Source organism: Alteromonas sp. DYW1, from assembly GCF_059752595.1.
This window is the reverse complement of sequence record NZ_CM186038.1, coordinates 1,232,857-1,250,245: the sequence shown is the minus strand read 5'-3', so window position 1 is coordinate 1,250,245 and position 17,389 is coordinate 1,232,857. Positions and strand designations below refer to the sequence as shown.

Sequence of the window (17,389 nt, the reverse complement as noted above, 5' to 3'; positions counted from 1 at the left end):
CCATGCGGTGAAGTAATTTACATTTACGCAGCATTTGTCGACAAAAAAACCATAATTTCCTGACTAATCACGGCAGGATGTTGCATGTGACAATGATGTCCACCCTCAACTTCTGCGCAGGTAGCCGTGGTAAACCAAGCCATCTGTGCTGCACGCGTTTTATCAGCATGGATGAAGCCTTTTTTTGCAATAAGTATTAACACAGGACACTCGATTGCAGACACAATCTCGCGCGCTTGCCGCTCACTTAAGCGCAGTAATGATTGATTGCGTAGGCGTCTGTCCGTACGCCACTGAACATCCCTCTCATTGCTGCTGTTGGGAGCGTCGACATTCCTTACCGAGCGTTGCAGCAGCAATTCAATCTGCGCCGGTTCCAAATCACTGTGAGTACTGCGCTGCTTTACTGCTTGTATGAAAGGCAAAGTGACTGGGTTGGATTGGCGTGTCCTGCGTTTACTACGCTGCTCAATACCAGCCTTTATGCTACTGACGGTTTGCTGTGAATGTAATGGTCCACAGGCATCAAAGGAAACAACTGCGCGCACATGCTCAGGAAAAATTGCCGCAAAAATACTCGCCAGAATACCGCCCATACTATGCCCCAGCAAGGTAACACTTGACCAACTTTGGGTTTGCATTAATTGATACAAGTCGTCGATATAGTCCAACTGGTAATATTCGCTGCCCGTCGGCCGATGCTGTGAATGGCCGTGCCCAGGCCAATCGATAGCAATAAAATGAAAATTATTAAAAAACGGCGCGATTGGCACGAAGCTATTGGCGTTATCCAGCCAGCCATGCAGCGCTAAAATCAAAGGTTTGCCCTGCTGACCGTTGCTCAGCCCAGCCAAGCGAATATGGGGTAACTCAAATACTACTGGCTGTAGGTCAATATCTGTCAAGGTCAACTCCAAGAATAAGTAAATCGTTGTCAACCAATCACTCGGCTTGCCGCAAATGATTATCGAAGCGACGATGGAAGCATATTTTCATCGCTAACTGCAAGGCTGCAATAGCGAGCTTTTTCGGCAAGTTAACAGCGGCAATTTCTTGCCGCAGCAAATGCCATTATGGGGAAAAGTAGCACAAAAGGTGGCAAGTAGTTGCCGCCTACGCGTATAAATCAATCCCCAACATGCCGCGCACTTCTTCACGACGTGATTCTCGTTCGAGGCTTTGATAAGCATCCAAGGCTGACTGCACTTGCAAGGGCGGGTTATCGTAGCCGGCGCGAGTGTCTTTGCGATATTGATCTGCCCGCTGATAGGCTTCAGCGGATGCTTGTCTTATAACGGTTTGCTGGGCGGGTAACTCTGTTTGAGCACGCTGTTGCTGCTGCGTACGTGAGTCTGCTTCACGTTCAGGCTGGCGCGCGGGCGTATTAACCACCAATGCGTTTTGTGCGGCAACAATTGATGACTCAATATCCAAAGGCTAACTCTTCTGTCCGTTTTACGATGAACAACTGAATAATAAAACAAGAATTGTTCCAATTACTCCCGACCCGGCAATTTTTTCCAAGTAACGGTGTCGCGCAAATACACTGGCTCAACATCCATAATCGAACGGGTAAGACCTTGTTCTGCCGCATTAACCACAAAGGGCAACATAAATTTCGCGTTTGGTAACGTTACTGCTGGTTGTGGTAAAGCATGACCATACAGTGCGGACAACTCAGGATATGCGTCCCAACCAGTGCCAGCGGTCAGTACATCTGTTAACGCACGGTCTTTGCACAGACTGTTCACCTGATGTGCTGCCGCAGAAGGTGCTAATACTTGTTCATCATTGCAAGGCTGCAAGGTGCCTTGCTGCCATTGATAGGCAGCAAAATACACTTCATTCATGCGTGCATCGATTGCAACAAAGGCACATGCCCCCTCAATACCATGCTGAGATAAACTCTCATAAGCCATAGCAGCCAAAGTTGAGACGCCAACCACGGGGGTATCCAAGGCGAACGCTAACCCTTGCACTGTCGCCATAGCAATCCTGACACCAGTAAAGCTACCCGGCCCATGACCAAACCCTATGCTGTCAACTTGCTGTAATTCAATTCCGGCCTCACCACAAACCGCTTGGACCATAGGAAGTATGCGTTGACTGTGCTGCTGGGGACACACTTCGAACCGTGAGAACACAGAGGTCCCCACTTGCAATGCCACAGAACACGCCTCGGTTGCTGTATCAATAGTAAGAATCGTAGTAGGTTTGGCTGCCATATTAATTCACTTCTGTGGCTGATTGACTATTTATGGAAGTTGCCTCAGCACGCACCGAGGTCAAAAACTGCAGGGTTTTATCCCAGTCACGACTGCGTAACATGGGCGGTAAACTACTAATAAAAATCTTACCATAGTCTTTGGTTACTAGGCGATGATCACAAATCACCAACACCCCTTTATCACGCGCATCACGGATCAAACGCCCTGCCCCCTGCTTCAACGTTATCACTGCCTGTGGTATTGAAATCTGGGCGAACGGATTACCGCCACGACGTTTACAATCCTCACTGCGTGCTTGCAAGAGTGGATCATCCGGCGCCGCAAAAGGCAATTTATCGATCATTACACAGATCAAATCTTCACCACGCACGTCCACGCCTTCCCAGAAAGCGCCCGTCCCTAGTAAAACCGTATTTTTCTCATCCACATAACGTTGCAATAATTCACGTTTGGAGGTAGTGCCTTGAACTAACAAGGTTTTATCCGTCAATCCAACCAGCGATTCAGCTACCGCACGTAGCGTGGCATGGCTGGTAAACAATAAAAAACAGCGCCCGCCACTGGCGCCAATAATATCCAATGCGATGTCAGTTAAACGCTGGTTTCTCTGCGGGTGGTTAGGCTCAGGTAAATAGCGTGGAACGCATAACATTGACTGTTTTTGATAATCGAACGGACTGTCCAATAACAACGTTTGTGCTGCTTCCAATCCCATGCGAGCCTGGAAGTGTTGAAACCCTCCATCTACCATCAGGGTGGCAGAAGTAAAGATCCAAGCTTTGTCAGAATTTTCAACAAATGCGCGAAATTTACCTGCGATTGATAACGGGGTTAAATGTAAAATAAAGTGACGTGGTGTAGTTTCAAACCACAAACTCACGCCCGATTTCTCGGTGTCCAATAGGCGCTCAAGGCGCTCCCGAGCCTGACTTAAGCGTTCATAAAAAGTATCTAGATCCTTATCTCGCCCAATGTGCAACTTCATGACTTCCTGTAATACACCAAGCGCATCTTGGACTCGACTGATCGCACTGAAAATCTCGCCTTCATTCAGCTTTTTGCGCCAATCGCCGCGCTGCGATGCCTCACCTAATAGTAACCGGAAATCCATCAACAACTGGCGGCACTTCTCGGCCGCTTTATCGAGTTGTTGGGCATCTTTCAAAACTGTTCGATACAACGTATTAATATCTCGACACATGTCCATCAATTGACGACTGGATAATGCTTCACCAAAGTACTCACTGGCAATTTCTGGAATTTGATGGGCTTCATCAAAAATAACGGCGTCAACATCAGGAATGAGCTCACCAAAACCGGTATCTTTAAGCGCCATATCGGCAAAAAACAGGTGGTGATTCACGACCACAATATCTGCTTCCATTGCTTTCTTACGTGCTTTAACCAGATAACAATCAGCGTACTCAGGGCAGTCCTTGCCAGCACAGTTATCTACCGTAGAAGTAATTAACGGGAGCACTTTCGCGTCTTCAGGTATGGTTGATAGTTCACCAACATCCCCCGTACGCGTGGTCGTTGACCATTTACGTACATGGGTCATTTGTTCCAACGTTTCGGCGTCTAATAATGTGGTAGCCCGATTGTTTTGTGCCAAGCGGTGAATACATAAATAATTGGCGCGGCCTTTTAACAAGGCGGTTTGCCTTTCCCCACTAAGTACCCGTTTGATAACGGGTAAATCTCGATGATAGAGCTGCTCCTGCAGATTCTTAGTCCCAGTGGAAATGATGACTTTACGTTGACCACTCAATGCAGGAGCCAAATAGGCAAAGGTTTTCCCCGTTCCAGTTCCCGCCTCAACGATCAAAGACTCGCGCTGCTTCAGGGTGCTGCTAACGGCAAGCGCCATTTGGGTTTGCGATTCACGGGGTAAAAAACCCTCAATGGCTTGGGCTAAAAGACCGTCTGGTGAAAATATCTTGGCAATACTAGGCATTCGAGGCGTTTACTCATTTATCGACACCGAATTATGCCAAATAAATCAAGCAAGGTCGCCCTTATAAAGTACAGGAATATGAGGATTTGACGATAAATCAATGAATTATCCATCAGTATTTTCGTTGTTATTATCATTAAAAATCGGATCAAAGACTGCAATATTCCTAATTTCTATGGTAAAAATAATTAGCCATTAACATTTTACTTACAAAAATGAAGTAAGGAGATAGGGTGAAATACGCACTTCGACTGGCGATTATTCTAGCGTTATTGTGGTTATTGCTGTCCGGCTACTACCACCCTTTAATGTTAACCTTTGGCGCATTTTCTGTGCTCTTTGTGGTGTGGTTAACTGGCCGTATGGATGAAGTGGATAAAGACCGCTTCACCTTATTCGTGACAGTTGATTTTGTTGTTTTCCTATTCAAACTATTCAAGCGAGTCGTCTTATCCAATATCGATGTAACACTACGGATCATTGGTGTTAAACCAGTCCAATCACGTTTTATCGAACTTGAAATGCCGTTTGACGACGATTTAAGCAAAGTACTCTATGCCAATGCAATTACGCTGACCCCCGGCACCTCTAGCGTCTCAATGGAAAACGGTAAGTTATTGGTGCATGCGCTTAGCGAAGCAGGAGCCGAGGATCTCAAAAATGGCGATATGCTAGGGATAATGCCGCGCACGAGCGAATATCGCAAAGCCATGAAACAACAACGGGAGCAACAAAAATAATGGAGCTTTCCATGACGACTGTCTATTTAGTTGCAGGTATCGCCATCATGATCACAATGGCGCTTGCGGTTGCGCGAGCATTATTAGGGCCAACGGTGTTCGATCGTATTCTGGCGGTAAATATGTTTGGGACTAAGGCGGTTTTGCTGGTCTCAGTATTTGCGTTTTTTTCGGGGCGCCCCGATCTGTTAGACATTGCATTACTCTATTCGCTACTCAACTTCATCGGCGTGGTCGCTGCTCTGCGGCTCGTTGAGCGCGGTAAGTTTTTTGCTGATAGTCGTGAGCATGAGCAGTCTGGAGATCCATTATGATCCTTGATGTGTTAAGTGTTTTATCGATTGCTTTGGGATGCTTCCTCAGTCTCGTCGGTGGAATTGGCATGTTTCGCCTTCCCGACATGTACACTCGACTGCATGCCGTTGGGATTACCGATACCTTGTGCAGCTTCCTTATATTTTTTGGCTTGGCGATTCAAGCTGGCTTAAGTTTAGTTATCTTTAAGCTTATTTTTGTCTTCATGTTCTTACTGTTTACTTCACCGGTATCTTCGTTTGCATTGGCCAATAATGCATGGCGCTATGGGTTGCGCAGCACAGACGAAGCAATGCCAACCAAGGGAGGTGATCAAGCATGAGTCTGATAATCAATCTGATCTTGCTCATCTTTTTACTGATTATGGCTATCGCTATTCTGCGTGTACGTCATTTGCTCGCCATGGCTATGTTGTTTGGTCTATACAGTTTGCTGGTTGCGGGTGTATTTGTTGTATTAGATGCCCCAGACGTCGCTTTTACGGAAGCAGCAGTGGGCACCGGTATTTCTACAGTACTGATGCTGGTTACATTAGCCTCAATCCGCAATGGTCATGAAGCCAGAACTGATTCGCACACGAAAAAAGGTCCTTTACTATTATCCTTCGTAATGGGTGCCGCACTGGTTTATGGCACCCACGACATTGCTGAGCTTGGCGATCCCGACGCTGCACCGCACAAAGAAGTGGGAAGCTATTACATTCGTGTTGGGCAGGCCGAAACCGGTGTACCCAATTTGGTTACCGCAGTATTAGCCAGTTATCGTGGCTTCGACACGTTAGGAGAAGTGACCGTAGTCTTGACTGCCGGACTAGCGATATTGATGCTACTCAGTCGGCGCGAAAAAGTCCGCGTCAAACCAAGCCAGCCAAAGCCAAATGATGCTGGAGGTGAACATGACGCCGGATAATTTGATCCTAAAAGTCATTACTAAGTGGTTGGTTCCAATTATTTTACTCTTCGCCTTCTATGTTCAGTTTCATGGTGACTATAGCCCTGGCGGCGGGTTTCAGGCCGGCGTGATATTTAGCTCTGCGTTTTTACTCTACGCATTGGTGTATGGATTAGATGCAACTGCACGGATCTTACCCGATGAAAAACTGCGTATCGCTGCCTGTATTGGGGTCTTGCTATACGCAGGTGTTGGCATAGCGTCGATGCTTAAAGGGGGTAATTTTTTGGACTACAGCGTACTGGCTGATGAGTCGGTCAATGGCCAGCATGTGGGCATTATCCTCATTGAACTCGGCGTCGGTATTACCGTTGGTTCAGTGATGCTACTGATTTTCTTTACTTTTGCCAGAAGGATTGCGCCTAAATGATCGAATATATCATTGGTCACATTAATTACTGGCTAATTATTGCAGTCATGATGGTCGGGCTATATACCCTGATGAGCCGCTCAAACATGATAAAAAAAATGGCAGGGCTAGCTGTTTTCCAAACTGCCGTAATCCTGTTTTATGTCAGTTTAGGTAAGGTTGAAGGCGGCACCGCTCCAATCGTCGCGGAAGGTTTTACCATTTACTCTAACCCACTGCCGCAAGTATTAATGTTAACGGCGATTGTGGTTGGTGTTGCGACCACCGCGTTGGGCTTCTCTCTCATCATTCGGATAAAAGAAGCTTACGGTACGATTGAAGAAGATGAAGTACTACAAAAGGATGCTGAAGAATGAACGCACAGTTAACGGTTTTACTGGTTGTACTGCCCTTAATCTGTGCCCCCATTACCGCAATGTTAAGGGGTAAAGGGGTTGCATGGTTTTTGTCGTTTGTCTTAAGTTTAGTGTGCTTCGGATTGTCCTTGTGGTTACTGGCTGACGTGGTCGGGGGTAAGGTCCTGCATTACGAACTCGGTGGTTGGCGGCCGCCATGGGGCATTGAATATCAAATCGATGCGCTGAATGCTTTAATCGCTGTGATCATCTCAGCAATGGCCAGTCTTGCCATGCTGTATGCACCCAAGAGTGTCGAAAAAGAGATATCTGAGCATGTTGTGCCACTGTTCTATGCCACATTTCAATTGTGCTTATTAGGCTTACTCGGCATTGCATTAACGGGTGATATTTTTAATTTGTTCGTATTCCTAGAGATCTCATCACTTTCATCCTATGCATTAATCGCCATGGGTAAACACCGCAAGGCCCTTACCGCTGCTTTCTACTATCTCGTGCTGGGCACCATGGGAGCGACCTTCTTTTTGATTGGGGTTGGGATGCTATATGCCGCTTCAGGCAGTCTTAACATGGCAGATATTCTCGCGCGATTTGGCAACTATCAGGACCAACAGCTTGTGACTACATCACTCGCATTTATCCTGGTGGGAGTCGCACTCAAAGCAGCTATATTTCCGCTCCACAGTTGGTTGCCCTCGAGCTATAGTCAAGCACCATCGGTAGTCAGTGTGTTTTTAGCGGCTAGTGCGACCAAAGTTGCTATCTATGTTCTGATCCGTTGCTTATTTAACGTCTACCCCATGGAGTATTGGACCACCATTGTACTCCCCGATCTATTAGTGGGTTTGGGCTGCGTCGGTATTTTGTATGGTTCGTTTAGAGCCTTTGGGCAACTCGATATGAAACGTTTACTCGCATATTCGTCAGTCGCTCAAATTGGCTATATGGTGGTTGGTATTGGATTGGTCAATCAAACGGCGATGACAGCCAGTTTGCTGCATTTGTTTAATCATGCCTTAATGAAAGCTGCCTTGTTTATGGTGGCTGGCATCCTTCTTTATCGCGCTAACACCACGTATCTAAAAGATTTACGTGGCTTAGGTCGGGATGATCCACGCACGTTGTTAGCCTTAGCTATCGCTGGCTTAAGCCTGATTGGAATGCCCGGAACTGTTGGGTTTATCAGTAAGTGGTATCTCATCTCTGGCGCCTTGGAAGTCGGCCGTTGGTATGTAGTTTTAGTTGTCCTTGCCGGCTCAGTACTCGCTATCCTTTATGTTTGGAAGATGATTGAATCCTTATACTTTGCCCGCGCTGAAAAACCTCATGTTCATCATGTGAGTCCAGGTACTGAAGATGTTGCGCATACCCCAGCCAGTATGAGTATCGCCTTATGGTTAGCCGTTATTGGGTGTGTCTACTTTGGGCTCGACACGGACTTTTCTCGACACGCAGCAGAAACAGCGGTCAAGGCGCTGTTTAGTCAGCAAGGAGGCTTGTAATGGGAGCCCTATTTGCATTGGACAATTTGCTCTTGCTTAGCTTTATAGTGCCGTTAGCTGCGGCGCTGATTATTAGCCGTCTCGATCAAGAGCCGAATGTCCGCGAAGGCGTAACTATCATTGCTGCAGTGCTACTGTTTACGCTTAACATCCTTATTTATTTAGCATTGCCAGAGGCCGAGAATTTTAGCGTAACGCTTGCCGAGCCGATGCCTGGCCTAGCCATCGCTTTTGGCGTTGAACCATTCGGGGTAATGTTTGCACTTATTGCGAGTGGTTTATGGATCGTTACCAGTATTTACGCGATTGGTTATATGCGTGGTCATCATGAGGAAAATCAAACCCGGTTTTTCATGCTGTTTGCGATCGCGCTCGCGGGTGTGATGGCGATCGCTTACTCAAACAATCTCTTAACGTTATTCTTATTTTATGAAGTATTGACGGTATCAACCTATCCGCTGGTTACCCACGCTGGTACGAGCAAAGCGCGTAAAGGCGGACGCACTTATTTAACCCTACTCATGGGTTCTTCCATTGTCTTCTTTTTGCCCGCCGTTATTATCGTTTACAGCATCACTGGTACCCTCGATTTTAAGGCTGGCGGTTTTCTCGCCGGTCAGTTAGATCCTGCTTGGTTAGCGCCATTAATGCTTTTATTCCTGCTCGGAATTGGCAAAGCCGGTATGATGCCAATGCATAAATGGCTGCCAGCAGCGATGGTTGCGCCAACCCCTGTGAGTGCTTTACTGCATGCTGTCGCGGTAGTGAAAGCCGGGGTATTTAGTATTCTGAAAATTGTTATGTTTGTGGTTGGCCCTGACTTTCTAAGTCAAACCACCAGCACCCACTGGTTGCTCTGGTTGCCAATGATCACGATTGTCGTTGCCTCATTAATAGCCATGACCAAAGACAATCTAAAAGAGCGTTTAGCATACTCCACTATCAGTCAGTTGAGCTACATAATCCTCGGTGCATTACTGGCTAACTCAATGGGTTTGCTGGGCGGTTCATTGCATATTGCAATGCACGCCTTTGCTAAAATAACGTTGTTTTTTGCCGCAGGTGCTATCTTGGTCGCTACACATAAAACGCAGGTCAGCGAACTGGATGGTTTAGGCCGTTACATGCCAGTAACGTTTACCCTGTTTTTCATTGCTACGCTGTCAATCATTGGCATTCCTTTGTTCGGTGGCATGTGGAGTAAATGGTATTTAATCTCAGGCGTTTCCAACTTTACTGGGAATGCGATTATTGGTTGGGGGCTAATGCTGACCTTAATGCTGAGTTCGCTGTTGAATATTGCCTATTTATTGGTCATACCGGTGCGCGCATTCTTTGCTCAGCCGCTATCAGAAAAGCAGTATAACGAGGCACCCTTACCCTGCTTGATCGGCATGCTGATCCCGGCCGCATTGTGTGTTTATCTATTCTTTGCCCCAGAGCTGTTTTATCAGCTAGCTAACGCCGCATTACCCAATGATCTTCAAGTCGTGCTACCGACTACTAGTCTAGGAGCTTCGTCACAATGAATTTGCATGAAAAACCCTCTCAGACGCACCCAGAGACTGATGGAGACCATCCTGGATTTTTTGATAAACCCGACACAATAAAGTGGATATTGCGCGTATTTTATGGATTATGTGCGGTGTTGGTAATCCTCGATTTCGTGGTTCACCGGCATATCTATGTGAGCTTTGAAAACATCCCTACCTTTTACGCGCTGTATGGCTTTATCGCGTGCGTTGTGTTGGTTTTACTGGCAAAGGTGATGCGCATCATGCTGATGCGGGGTGAAGACTATTATGAGCCCGCTAATACTGACGAAAACAGTGCGGCAGGTAGCAATGGGAGATTAGATTAATGTGGATTGATAATCTTCCGCCCTTTGTCATCTTTTTTATCGCCGCACTATTTGCCGGTATTCTGACTGGGCGAGCGCGGTTATTGCTTTTGCTGGTGCCGATTTGGGGCGCTCTGAATATGCACTTGACGTTGGACGCAGTGAGTGCCGTTAACATTGAGGTATTGGGCTTTGAATTAGGTTTACTCTCAGTCGACAAACTCGCCATGATGTTTGGTTATCTTTTCCATATTGCGGCCTTACTTTCGCTTATTTATTCCCTGCATGTTGAAGACAAAGTACAACAAGTAGCCGGATTATTATATGCGGGTAGCGCCTTGGGAGCCGTTTTCGCTGCAGATTTTATAACCTTATTCGTATTCTGGGAGTTACTTGCATTAACGTCGGTCTTTTTAGTCTGGGCACGGCGTACGTCATCGGCTTTGCGCGCTGGAAACCGTTATCTCATTATTCAGGTACTTTCCGGCGTACTCCTGTTAGCCGGTGCTATTATGCTCGCACAACAGGGTAATAGCTTAGCCATTCAGCATGTGGGTTTGTCTGGCACTGCCAGCTGGTTGTTATTTATTGCTTTCGGTATCAAAGCAGCCTTCCCATTTATGCATACCTGGCTGACTGACGCCTATCCAGAGGCCACTCCGACCGGTACTGTATTCTTATCAGCGTTCACAACCAAAGTAGCTATCTACGCGCTTGCCCGCACCTTCGCGGGTGAAGAGTTGTTAGTTTATATTGGAGCGGCAATGACCTGCTTCCCGATATTCTATGCGGTAATTGAAAACGATTTACGTAAAGTATTGGCTTACAGCCTAATTAACCAGTTAGGTTTTATGGTATGTGGGATTGGCATTGGCACAGCACTTGCGCTCAATGGCGCGGTGGCACACGCTTTTAATGATGTGATATTTAAAGGCTTGCTGTTTATGACCATGGGCGCGGTGCTCATGCGGGTCGGTCATGTGAAAGGCTCCGACCTGGGTGGATTGTATAAAACCATGCCCAAAACCACAGTATTTTGTATTGTTGGGGCTGCATCAATTTCTGCGTTCCCATTGTTTAGCGGATTTGTGAGCAAAAGTATGGTTATGGCGGCGATGATAGAAGCCGGCCATGAGTATCTCTGGTTAATGCTATTGTTCGCGTCTGCTGGTGTATTCCACCACGCAGGGATAAAGATCCCGTTCTTCGCATTCTTCGCCCATGATTCAGGACTGCGCCCTAAAGAGGCGCCCACTAACATGCTTATAGCTATGTTCATAGCCTCGGTATTATGTATCGCCATTGGCTCATACCCGCAGTTGGTATATCAGCTGCTGCCGTGGGAAAATTCCTATCAGCCTTATGACATAACCCACACATTAACGCAATTACAGTTACTCTTCTTTTCTGCCTTGGCGTTTGTTTGGCTCAATCGTCAAGGTTTGTATCCACCAGAGCTGCGCAGTGTTAATTTGGATGTGGAATGGTTGTATCGAAGATTACTACCGTCCTTTAGTATGGCGATCCGCTCCACCCTGTCGGCGACCAAACGAGTGATTAATCAGCAGTGGAATACCATTCTCGATCAGTTACCCGATATGGATACCGAAAGCAGTGCAACCGGCACCGAGCTGACGCGTCGCATGGCCTATTTGTTTGTTATCGTGATCGTCATTGGGATTTTGGTCGAACTGTTCAGCAAATAGTATTATCTCGAATGCAGTTCGCGCCGGCGAACTGCAAATTTTACTCAACAACCGATAGCTTTGGTGAGAACTGTGCGATTGAAACCGATGCTTATTTTTAGAGCTGTAATGTTGCTTATTGGCATTGGTTCTCTGGCATTCGTGCCTTGGGCATTCTTGTGGGCGTGGTTAACACCCACGTCAGATTCTATCCAGCAACAGGTTAACCAAGTACACAACTACCAGCTCGATGGAATAATTGTGTATGTTGACCGACCGAACACTGAGCCCGAGTTGTATGTCGCTGGATGGAAAAATAGAGCGCAAAAAATTCCGATTGACCCTCAGGGATTATTTAAAATTGCCAGTATAAGTAAGCTCTACATTGCTGCCGCAACGAGCAAATTGATTGCTGAGCAGCAGCTAAGCTTAGACACTACATTAGCCGAGTTCTTTCCTGAGTACGCCGACCGTATTGCTAATGCACGTGCAATCACTTTGAAAATGCTGATCAATCACACCAGTGGTCTTGCAAACTATACAGACCATCCAGACTATCCTTGGAGTGACCTGTATAAACACACTGATGAAGTGATGGCATTGATTCTTGATCAACCCGAAAGCTTTAAACCTGAAGCTGATTATGGCTACTCGAATACGAATTACTATTTTCTTGGCAGAATACTGGATAACACCTTAGGTTATAGCCATCACCAGTATATTCGGACTCACATTGTTGAAAAACTCGGCCTAAGTAATACCTACAGCTTGCTGAGTGAAGTCGATACCCAAAAACTGACGAGTGGTTACTTTGTCGGCTATGAGCCCGATTTAAAGCACAACAATCATGTGCATGCTGGCGGATCGATGATAGCCACTGCGAGTGATGTGGGCATATTTATTCGCGCATTAAATGATGGGTCTTTACTCAATAAAACGGAACAAACGATTTATAATCAATTATATCCTCGAGGTCATACCGGCTCCTTACCCGGTTACTCGAGCCAAGCTTGGTACCATCCTGAAATCGATACCGTGATCGTGCAATTCGTCAATACCGGAGGAGGTATGTCGTGGAGCTTTACCGAATTGATGTACAGTCGGATCCTAGCTATCGTTGAGCAGCAGCAATCTGCAGCCAAGAACTGAGTGTTCACCGGTAAAGTTTCAAGCCCAGTTAAGACTTAAGCCAGACTCTTGCGTGCCACGGCATTAGGGCTATATGGGCCACTGCATGATTATCAATCGCCTGATGCTCAACCGCTGCATTCTTAGTTTTCAGCCTTATCTCGCGCCACTGCCCTGTGATTAAATCGCTAGCCAGCGTCGTTTCCATCTCTTCTGAACTCAAATTTAACACCACCAATACCGCGCAATTTTCGTCCTGTCGTACAAATGAGAAAACCCTGTCCATTTGATCATTTTCTACTTGTAGCATCGTTGCCCCGTGTGTACCGTTATGCAAGGGGGTATGGGCTTTTTTGAGTGCCATTAGCTGGGTATACAAGTCGCCAATATAGTGCGCTTGCCAAGCAATAGGATCGCGTTCAAAGAAAGCTAATCGTTTAGTTTCACCAGCCTCTTGACCATTATGGATCAGAGGCATGCCCTCCCCTAATACGGATAACACAATAGCAGCATCTAAGGCTTCACCAAACTGTTCATATTGCGTACCATCCCAGGCATTCTTATCATGGTTGCTAACGAACGTCATGCGCAGGGCGTCTCTAGGCCAAGCGCGTTCATTCCACGAATAGTATTGACGTAGTTTATTCAATGTTACCTTTTGTGCCGCGATGCCGTGCATTATCTCATTCCAGGACCAGGCATACGTCATATCAAACGCATACTCATGTAAGTCACGGGCTTCCCATTCGGCTAGCATGAATACGGGTTTTATCCTATCCAACGCTGTCCTGGCTTGACGCCAAAAGTCATTCGGTACGTAGCCTGCCACATCGCAGCGAAAGCCATCAATATCATAGGTATTAATCCAATAACACATCGCCTCGATCATATATTCGCGCAGTGCCGGTTGGCGATAATCAAACTCAATAATGTCAGACCAGTCCCACCAAGGTGAGGGGCGAAAGTCCCCTTTGTGATCGGTGGCGTACCATTCTGGGTGTTCCTCGACTAATGGATTATCCCAGGCACTGTGATTGGGCACCCAGTCGATAATGATCTTCATGTCGAGCTGGTGAACGGCATCGACCAGTTGTTGGAGCTGGGCAGCATCACCAAATTCTGGATTAATCGCGCGAAAATCTCTCACCGCATATGGACTACCCAAAGTGCCTTTGCGATTTTTTTCGCCAATGGGGTGGATCGGCATCAACCACACAATGTCGGCGCCTAGACGCTGAATTCTTGGCAACTCAGGAATAATGCTGACAAAATCACCGAGTGGCGAAAATTGCCGGGTATTGATTTGATAGATACCTGCGGTATAACTCCATTCTGGGTGCGTAACGTGAGAATACTCTGAAACAGGAAAACGCGGTATCGACATTTATACAAGCAATTATGGAACAATACTCTAAAGCATAGGTCATACAGACAGTTTTAACAGTGACGATTACAAATATGGAAAAATCACATAAGCGACTAATGTTAGTTTTTTCTGCATTCTATCTAATTCTCTCAGGATGCAGCTCAAAATCCTTGTACGATGCAGCACAACAAAACCGCTTACAAACCTGCCAAACGCTTTATGGTGCTCAAAAAGAAGAATGTGAAGCTCGCTACCGCAAAGACTATGAAACCTATGAGCGCGAGCGACAGGAAGTTGTAGGTAAAGAAAATCCGTAATCGATTAGCTCAGTACAGACGGCAGCCCACTTAGGCCTAAAATTAGCACCCACGTTGCAAAGAAGACCTTGAGTTTGGTCGCGGAAAACATTAACACCACACGTTTAGCGATGATGCCACCAATTACAGCGCCGGCTCCCGCAAACAACACAACAGGCCAATAAACGGCTTCTGTGGCGAATATGTGGTAACCAATGGCTGACCAAACCGTCAGCGCGCTGAGTATCACGGCGACGGCGATAGCAAATGTCACATTGAAGCCTCGAATAATAAGATACACGGCAACCAATTCACCAACACCGACCGATAACCATGCGGTAATTGCACCACCAACTACCCCCGTGATGGCGAGTAATAGTGAGTCATACCGCTGCAGGTGTTGACTAAAGACTGTCCTTTTAAGCAAAGGGATGGAAGCATAAATCGCGAGAGCTAGCAGTACGGAGAACACCCCAAACCACAGATGCAATTGATCGACACCACTGGCATGCAAATTAAACCAGCCACGAAATTCCGCATATTGGACCATTGCAATACCTAACCAACTGGTAGGCACAGTAATTAATAGTGTTTTCGCCAACATTTGCCAATCTGCAGACTGGCGCTGAGAATCAAGATAATAACGATACCAAGTAACAGCGCCCGCTGTCATTCCACAACATTGGATCGCGAAACTTGTGGCTACAATCGTCGTGGCAGAAAAGCCCAAATGATTAAAAAAGGGGACGAAAACTACGCCACCGCCCGCACCCGTGGCATTGGCAAAGATTGCGCCGGTAATACCCAGCGCAGCAAAGCTACCGTAGCCAGCAATTAGCTCTAGGGTATTCGGTATACTGAACAATAAAGTGAGCCAAGCCAGCAATAAACATAAGCGAACGGGATGGCGTTTAATGAGGTTGAACAACGGCAAATTTATCCTTTATTTTCTGTGGCGCTGAATGTGCCAGAAATTTTCTTCGCTGCCAATACGTATAAGCTTGATCATTTGGTTCATAATGCCTGTAATAACTGAATGGTAGAATTCATGCAAAACGAAAGTGGCATAACCACGATTCGACTGACGCCAAACCGCTCAGCGACTTGGTTAAACACCAAGTGGCTTATGCTGACAATGACGCTTTTAGTACTCCTAATAGCGACCGCTTGGGCGCTTGTGGGTGCTTGGGTTATTTTACCCTTTGCAGGCCTCGAAGTTGGGCTATTGGTGTACATTATGTATCGAGTATCGCAAAAAACCTATCGCAGCGAGACGGTTAAACTCGGCAAAGATGAAATAATCGTAGAAAGCCGACTGTCAGCTAAACAACGACAGCGGATCACATTACAGCGCGATGAATTGCATTTGGAGGTGGAAGAGACTGAACAAGACTGGCACCTACCTGACATTCAGTTAGTCACTCCCCATCGCACCATACGCATCGGTGCATTTCTCAGTCTCAGTGATCGTAAATTATTGATTGAGCGTTTACGCAATACTGGAGTGCCAATGTGTCGTACGCATTGGTGGAAAAATCAGTAGTTCGTTCACGCGAATCGCATTACATGCATCACTGATGGGTCAATATGACCGTCCACAAAGGCCTGATATTGTTGCACTATCGCTGGTTCGCCGACATGTTCTTCCGTGCTCAGGATCGTTTGAAAATGCTCAATAAAACTCTGCCAATGGCGCACATAGCGTTGTTGAAATTCTTTCGGGCCCCACTCTTTGTTGAAGCGACGAACTTCGTCGGGCGCAAAAAATACATGTCCGACAGTACTCGTATTTGCGATACTTTGCGCCCCCACGTCCGTGGCACCAATCAGCAAAGTGAGCGCTTTGGCATTCGCATGACTTGCGCGCCATTGCGTCAATCGCGCTTGGTCACCCGCAAAGTCTAAACACCAATCATTCGCCCCCATCGCATCAGTAGTGACCGCCGCATACTCCATAACCGAATCATAACAGCCAGTGCCTTCAACAAAACCTTTCTGTTTCGTCGACGTCACTCCGATTAGCTGAGCGTTAGGTAATATCTCGCGCAGAATTTGTGCAGTCCCGTAGGCTGTCTTGCTTGAGGCGCTGGTAAACCAAATTACCGCGTCATCACCACACTTGCGTTCCTGTAACGCATAGGCCAACACGAACGACGTTGTGAACAAAGGTCTGAAATTAAGCGTCCAAGCGGATAGCGCCTCATTATGTGTGGGATCACTGTTACATCTGATGTATTGGTCGTAAACCGGTGAAATAGATTTTCGCTGCGGATGGGCATCCATAAACGAATGTTCAGTGATTTTGTCGGCGTGGATCACTAGGTGACTAGCCATGGGCAAGTAACCGTATACTTTCTCACCTACCTCCAACTCGGGCGTATTACTCTCTAGTACCGTCGCAAATCCCCAAACGGGGGTAATACCATAGCCTTCTGAGGCTGGGAAAAACCCCCAATAACCAAACTTGTCGCCTAATAATGCATAAGTAATATTGTTGGACGAAAAGCCAAATTCATCGATTTTTAGAACTACCGCGCGCGGGTCTGACTCATTATGCAGTGCCGAGTCAACTTGACGTAAATTCTTTAAGGCATCCTTCTGCACTTCTATCTCACTGCGTGAATATGACATTACTCGTTCTCCTTAATGATCGAG

General features: G+C 46.6%; 20 protein-coding genes. 13 read left to right on the top strand and 7 right to left on the bottom strand.

Going from position 1 to position 17,389, the window contains the following annotated elements; all coding sequences use genetic code 11:
• Nucleotides 1-23: 23 nt before the first annotated feature.
• The 4 genes from AC121Z_RS05615 to yoaA all read right to left on the bottom strand — a co-directional run bounded on the left by AC121Z_RS05615 (nucleotide 24) and on the right by yoaA (nucleotide 4,185).
• Complete coding sequence (locus tag AC121Z_RS05615; protein WP_498127304.1) at nucleotides 24-905, bottom strand: alpha/beta fold hydrolase; 882 nt, start codon at nucleotides 903-905, stop codon at nucleotides 24-26.
• A gap of 208 nt (nucleotides 906-1,113) precedes the next feature.
• Nucleotides 1,114-1,434: a hypothetical protein gene (locus tag AC121Z_RS05610; protein ID WP_498127303.1), complete on the bottom strand. Its 321-nt coding sequence runs from the start codon at nucleotides 1,432-1,434 to the stop codon at nucleotides 1,114-1,116.
• Nucleotides 1,435-1,496: 62 nt separating this feature from the next.
• On the bottom strand, nucleotides 1,497-2,225 hold the full coding sequence (tsaB, locus tag AC121Z_RS05605; RefSeq protein WP_498127302.1) for a tRNA (adenosine(37)-N6)-threonylcarbamoyltransferase complex dimerization subunit type 1 TsaB: 729 nt from the start codon (nucleotides 2,223-2,225) through the stop codon (nucleotides 1,497-1,499).
• 1 nt (nucleotide 2,226) lies between these two features.
• Nucleotides 2,227-4,185, bottom strand: a complete 1,959-nt coding sequence (gene yoaA, locus AC121Z_RS05600; protein WP_498127301.1) for a DNA repair helicase YoaA — start codon at nucleotides 4,183-4,185, stop codon at nucleotides 2,227-2,229.
• 233 nt (nucleotides 4,186-4,418) lie between these two features.
• On the opposite strand from yoaA, the gene AC121Z_RS05595 reads away from it, so the two are divergent.
• The 11 genes from AC121Z_RS05595 (at nucleotide 4,419) to AC121Z_RS05545 (ending at nucleotide 13,093) form a co-directional block, all read left to right on the top strand.
• Nucleotides 4,419-4,925 carry a Na+/H+ antiporter subunit E gene (locus AC121Z_RS05595; protein WP_498127300.1) on the top strand — a complete coding sequence of 169 codons (507 nt, stop codon included), beginning with the start codon at nucleotides 4,419-4,421 and terminating at the stop codon, nucleotides 4,923-4,925.
• Nucleotides 4,926-4,936: 11 nt separating this feature from the next.
• Nucleotides 4,937-5,239 carry an MrpF/PhaF family protein gene (locus tag AC121Z_RS05590; protein WP_498127299.1) on the top strand — a complete coding sequence of 101 codons (303 nt, stop codon included), beginning with the start codon at nucleotides 4,937-4,939 and terminating at the stop codon, nucleotides 5,237-5,239.
• Nucleotides 5,236-5,562: a monovalent cation/H(+) antiporter subunit G gene (gene mnhG / locus AC121Z_RS05585; protein ID WP_498127298.1), complete on the top strand. Its 327-nt coding sequence runs from the start codon at nucleotides 5,236-5,238 to the stop codon at nucleotides 5,560-5,562. Before AC121Z_RS05590 ends, mnhG begins: the two co-directional genes overlap by 4 nt.
• Entirely contained in the window at nucleotides 5,559-6,149 is a 591-nt protein-coding gene (locus AC121Z_RS05580; protein WP_498127297.1) for a DUF4040 domain-containing protein, read from the top strand. Before mnhG ends, AC121Z_RS05580 begins: the two co-directional genes overlap by 4 nt.
• On the top strand, nucleotides 6,136-6,561 hold the full coding sequence (locus AC121Z_RS05575; RefSeq protein WP_498127296.1) for a Na(+)/H(+) antiporter subunit B: 426 nt from the start codon (nucleotides 6,136-6,138) through the stop codon (nucleotides 6,559-6,561). The genes AC121Z_RS05580 and AC121Z_RS05575 overlap by 14 nt, the downstream gene beginning before the upstream one ends.
• Complete coding sequence (locus AC121Z_RS05570; RefSeq protein WP_100656790.1) at nucleotides 6,558-6,917, top strand: cation:proton antiporter subunit C; 360 nt, start codon at nucleotides 6,558-6,560, stop codon at nucleotides 6,915-6,917. Before AC121Z_RS05575 ends, AC121Z_RS05570 begins: the two co-directional genes overlap by 4 nt.
• Nucleotides 6,914-8,419: a monovalent cation/H+ antiporter subunit D family protein gene (locus AC121Z_RS05565; RefSeq protein WP_498127295.1), complete on the top strand. Its 1,506-nt coding sequence runs from the start codon at nucleotides 6,914-6,916 to the stop codon at nucleotides 8,417-8,419. The genes AC121Z_RS05570 and AC121Z_RS05565 overlap by 4 nt, the downstream gene beginning before the upstream one ends.
• Complete coding sequence (locus AC121Z_RS05560) at nucleotides 8,419-9,948, top strand: proton-conducting transporter transmembrane domain-containing protein (protein WP_498127294.1); 1,530 nt, start codon at nucleotides 8,419-8,421, stop codon at nucleotides 9,946-9,948. The genes AC121Z_RS05565 and AC121Z_RS05560 overlap by 1 nt, the downstream gene beginning before the upstream one ends.
• The gene (locus AC121Z_RS05555; protein ID WP_498127293.1) at nucleotides 9,945-10,280 is read left to right on the top strand and encodes a hypothetical protein; all 336 of its coding nucleotides are present in this window, start codon (nucleotides 9,945-9,947) and stop codon (nucleotides 10,278-10,280) included. Before AC121Z_RS05560 ends, AC121Z_RS05555 begins: the two co-directional genes overlap by 4 nt.
• Nucleotides 10,280-11,965, top strand: coding sequence for a Na(+)/H(+) antiporter subunit D (locus tag AC121Z_RS05550; protein ID WP_498127292.1), 1,686 nt, complete (start codon nucleotides 10,280-10,282; stop codon nucleotides 11,963-11,965). Before AC121Z_RS05555 ends, AC121Z_RS05550 begins: the two co-directional genes overlap by 1 nt.
• Before the next feature lie 87 nt (nucleotides 11,966-12,052).
• On the top strand, nucleotides 12,053-13,093 hold the full coding sequence (locus tag AC121Z_RS05545; RefSeq protein WP_498127291.1) for a serine hydrolase domain-containing protein: 1,041 nt from the start codon (nucleotides 12,053-12,055) through the stop codon (nucleotides 13,091-13,093).
• Between the two features lie 28 nt (nucleotides 13,094-13,121).
• Here the strand turns inward: AC121Z_RS05545 and AC121Z_RS05540 are convergent, their stop codons facing one another.
• The gene (locus AC121Z_RS05540; protein ID WP_498127290.1) at nucleotides 13,122-14,456 is read right to left on the bottom strand and encodes an alpha-amylase family glycosyl hydrolase; all 1,335 of its coding nucleotides are present in this window, start codon (nucleotides 14,454-14,456) and stop codon (nucleotides 13,122-13,124) included.
• 74 nt (nucleotides 14,457-14,530) lie between these two features.
• Between AC121Z_RS05540 and AC121Z_RS05535 the strand changes: the two genes are divergently transcribed.
• Nucleotides 14,531-14,755, top strand: a complete 225-nt coding sequence (locus AC121Z_RS05535; protein ID WP_498127289.1) for a hypothetical protein — start codon at nucleotides 14,531-14,533, stop codon at nucleotides 14,753-14,755.
• Nucleotides 14,756-14,759: 4 nt separating this feature from the next.
• Here AC121Z_RS05535 and AC121Z_RS05530 read toward each other — a convergent pair whose 3' ends face one another.
• Nucleotides 14,760-15,662 (bottom strand): sulfite exporter TauE/SafE family protein, encoded by a 903-nt coding sequence (locus AC121Z_RS05530; protein WP_498128157.1) that lies wholly within the window; start codon nucleotides 15,660-15,662, stop codon nucleotides 14,760-14,762.
• 120 nt (nucleotides 15,663-15,782) lie between these two features.
• Between AC121Z_RS05530 and AC121Z_RS05525 the strand changes: the two genes are divergently transcribed.
• Complete coding sequence (locus AC121Z_RS05525) at nucleotides 15,783-16,277, top strand: DUF2244 domain-containing protein (RefSeq protein ID WP_498127288.1); 495 nt, start codon at nucleotides 15,783-15,785, stop codon at nucleotides 16,275-16,277.
• Between the two features lie 5 nt (nucleotides 16,278-16,282).
• On the opposite strand, the gene AC121Z_RS05520 is transcribed toward AC121Z_RS05525, so the two are convergent.
• On the bottom strand, nucleotides 16,283-17,365 hold the full coding sequence (locus tag AC121Z_RS05520) for a DUF2855 family protein (protein WP_498127287.1): 1,083 nt from the start codon (nucleotides 17,363-17,365) through the stop codon (nucleotides 16,283-16,285).
• Nucleotides 17,366-17,389 lie beyond the last annotated feature (24 nt).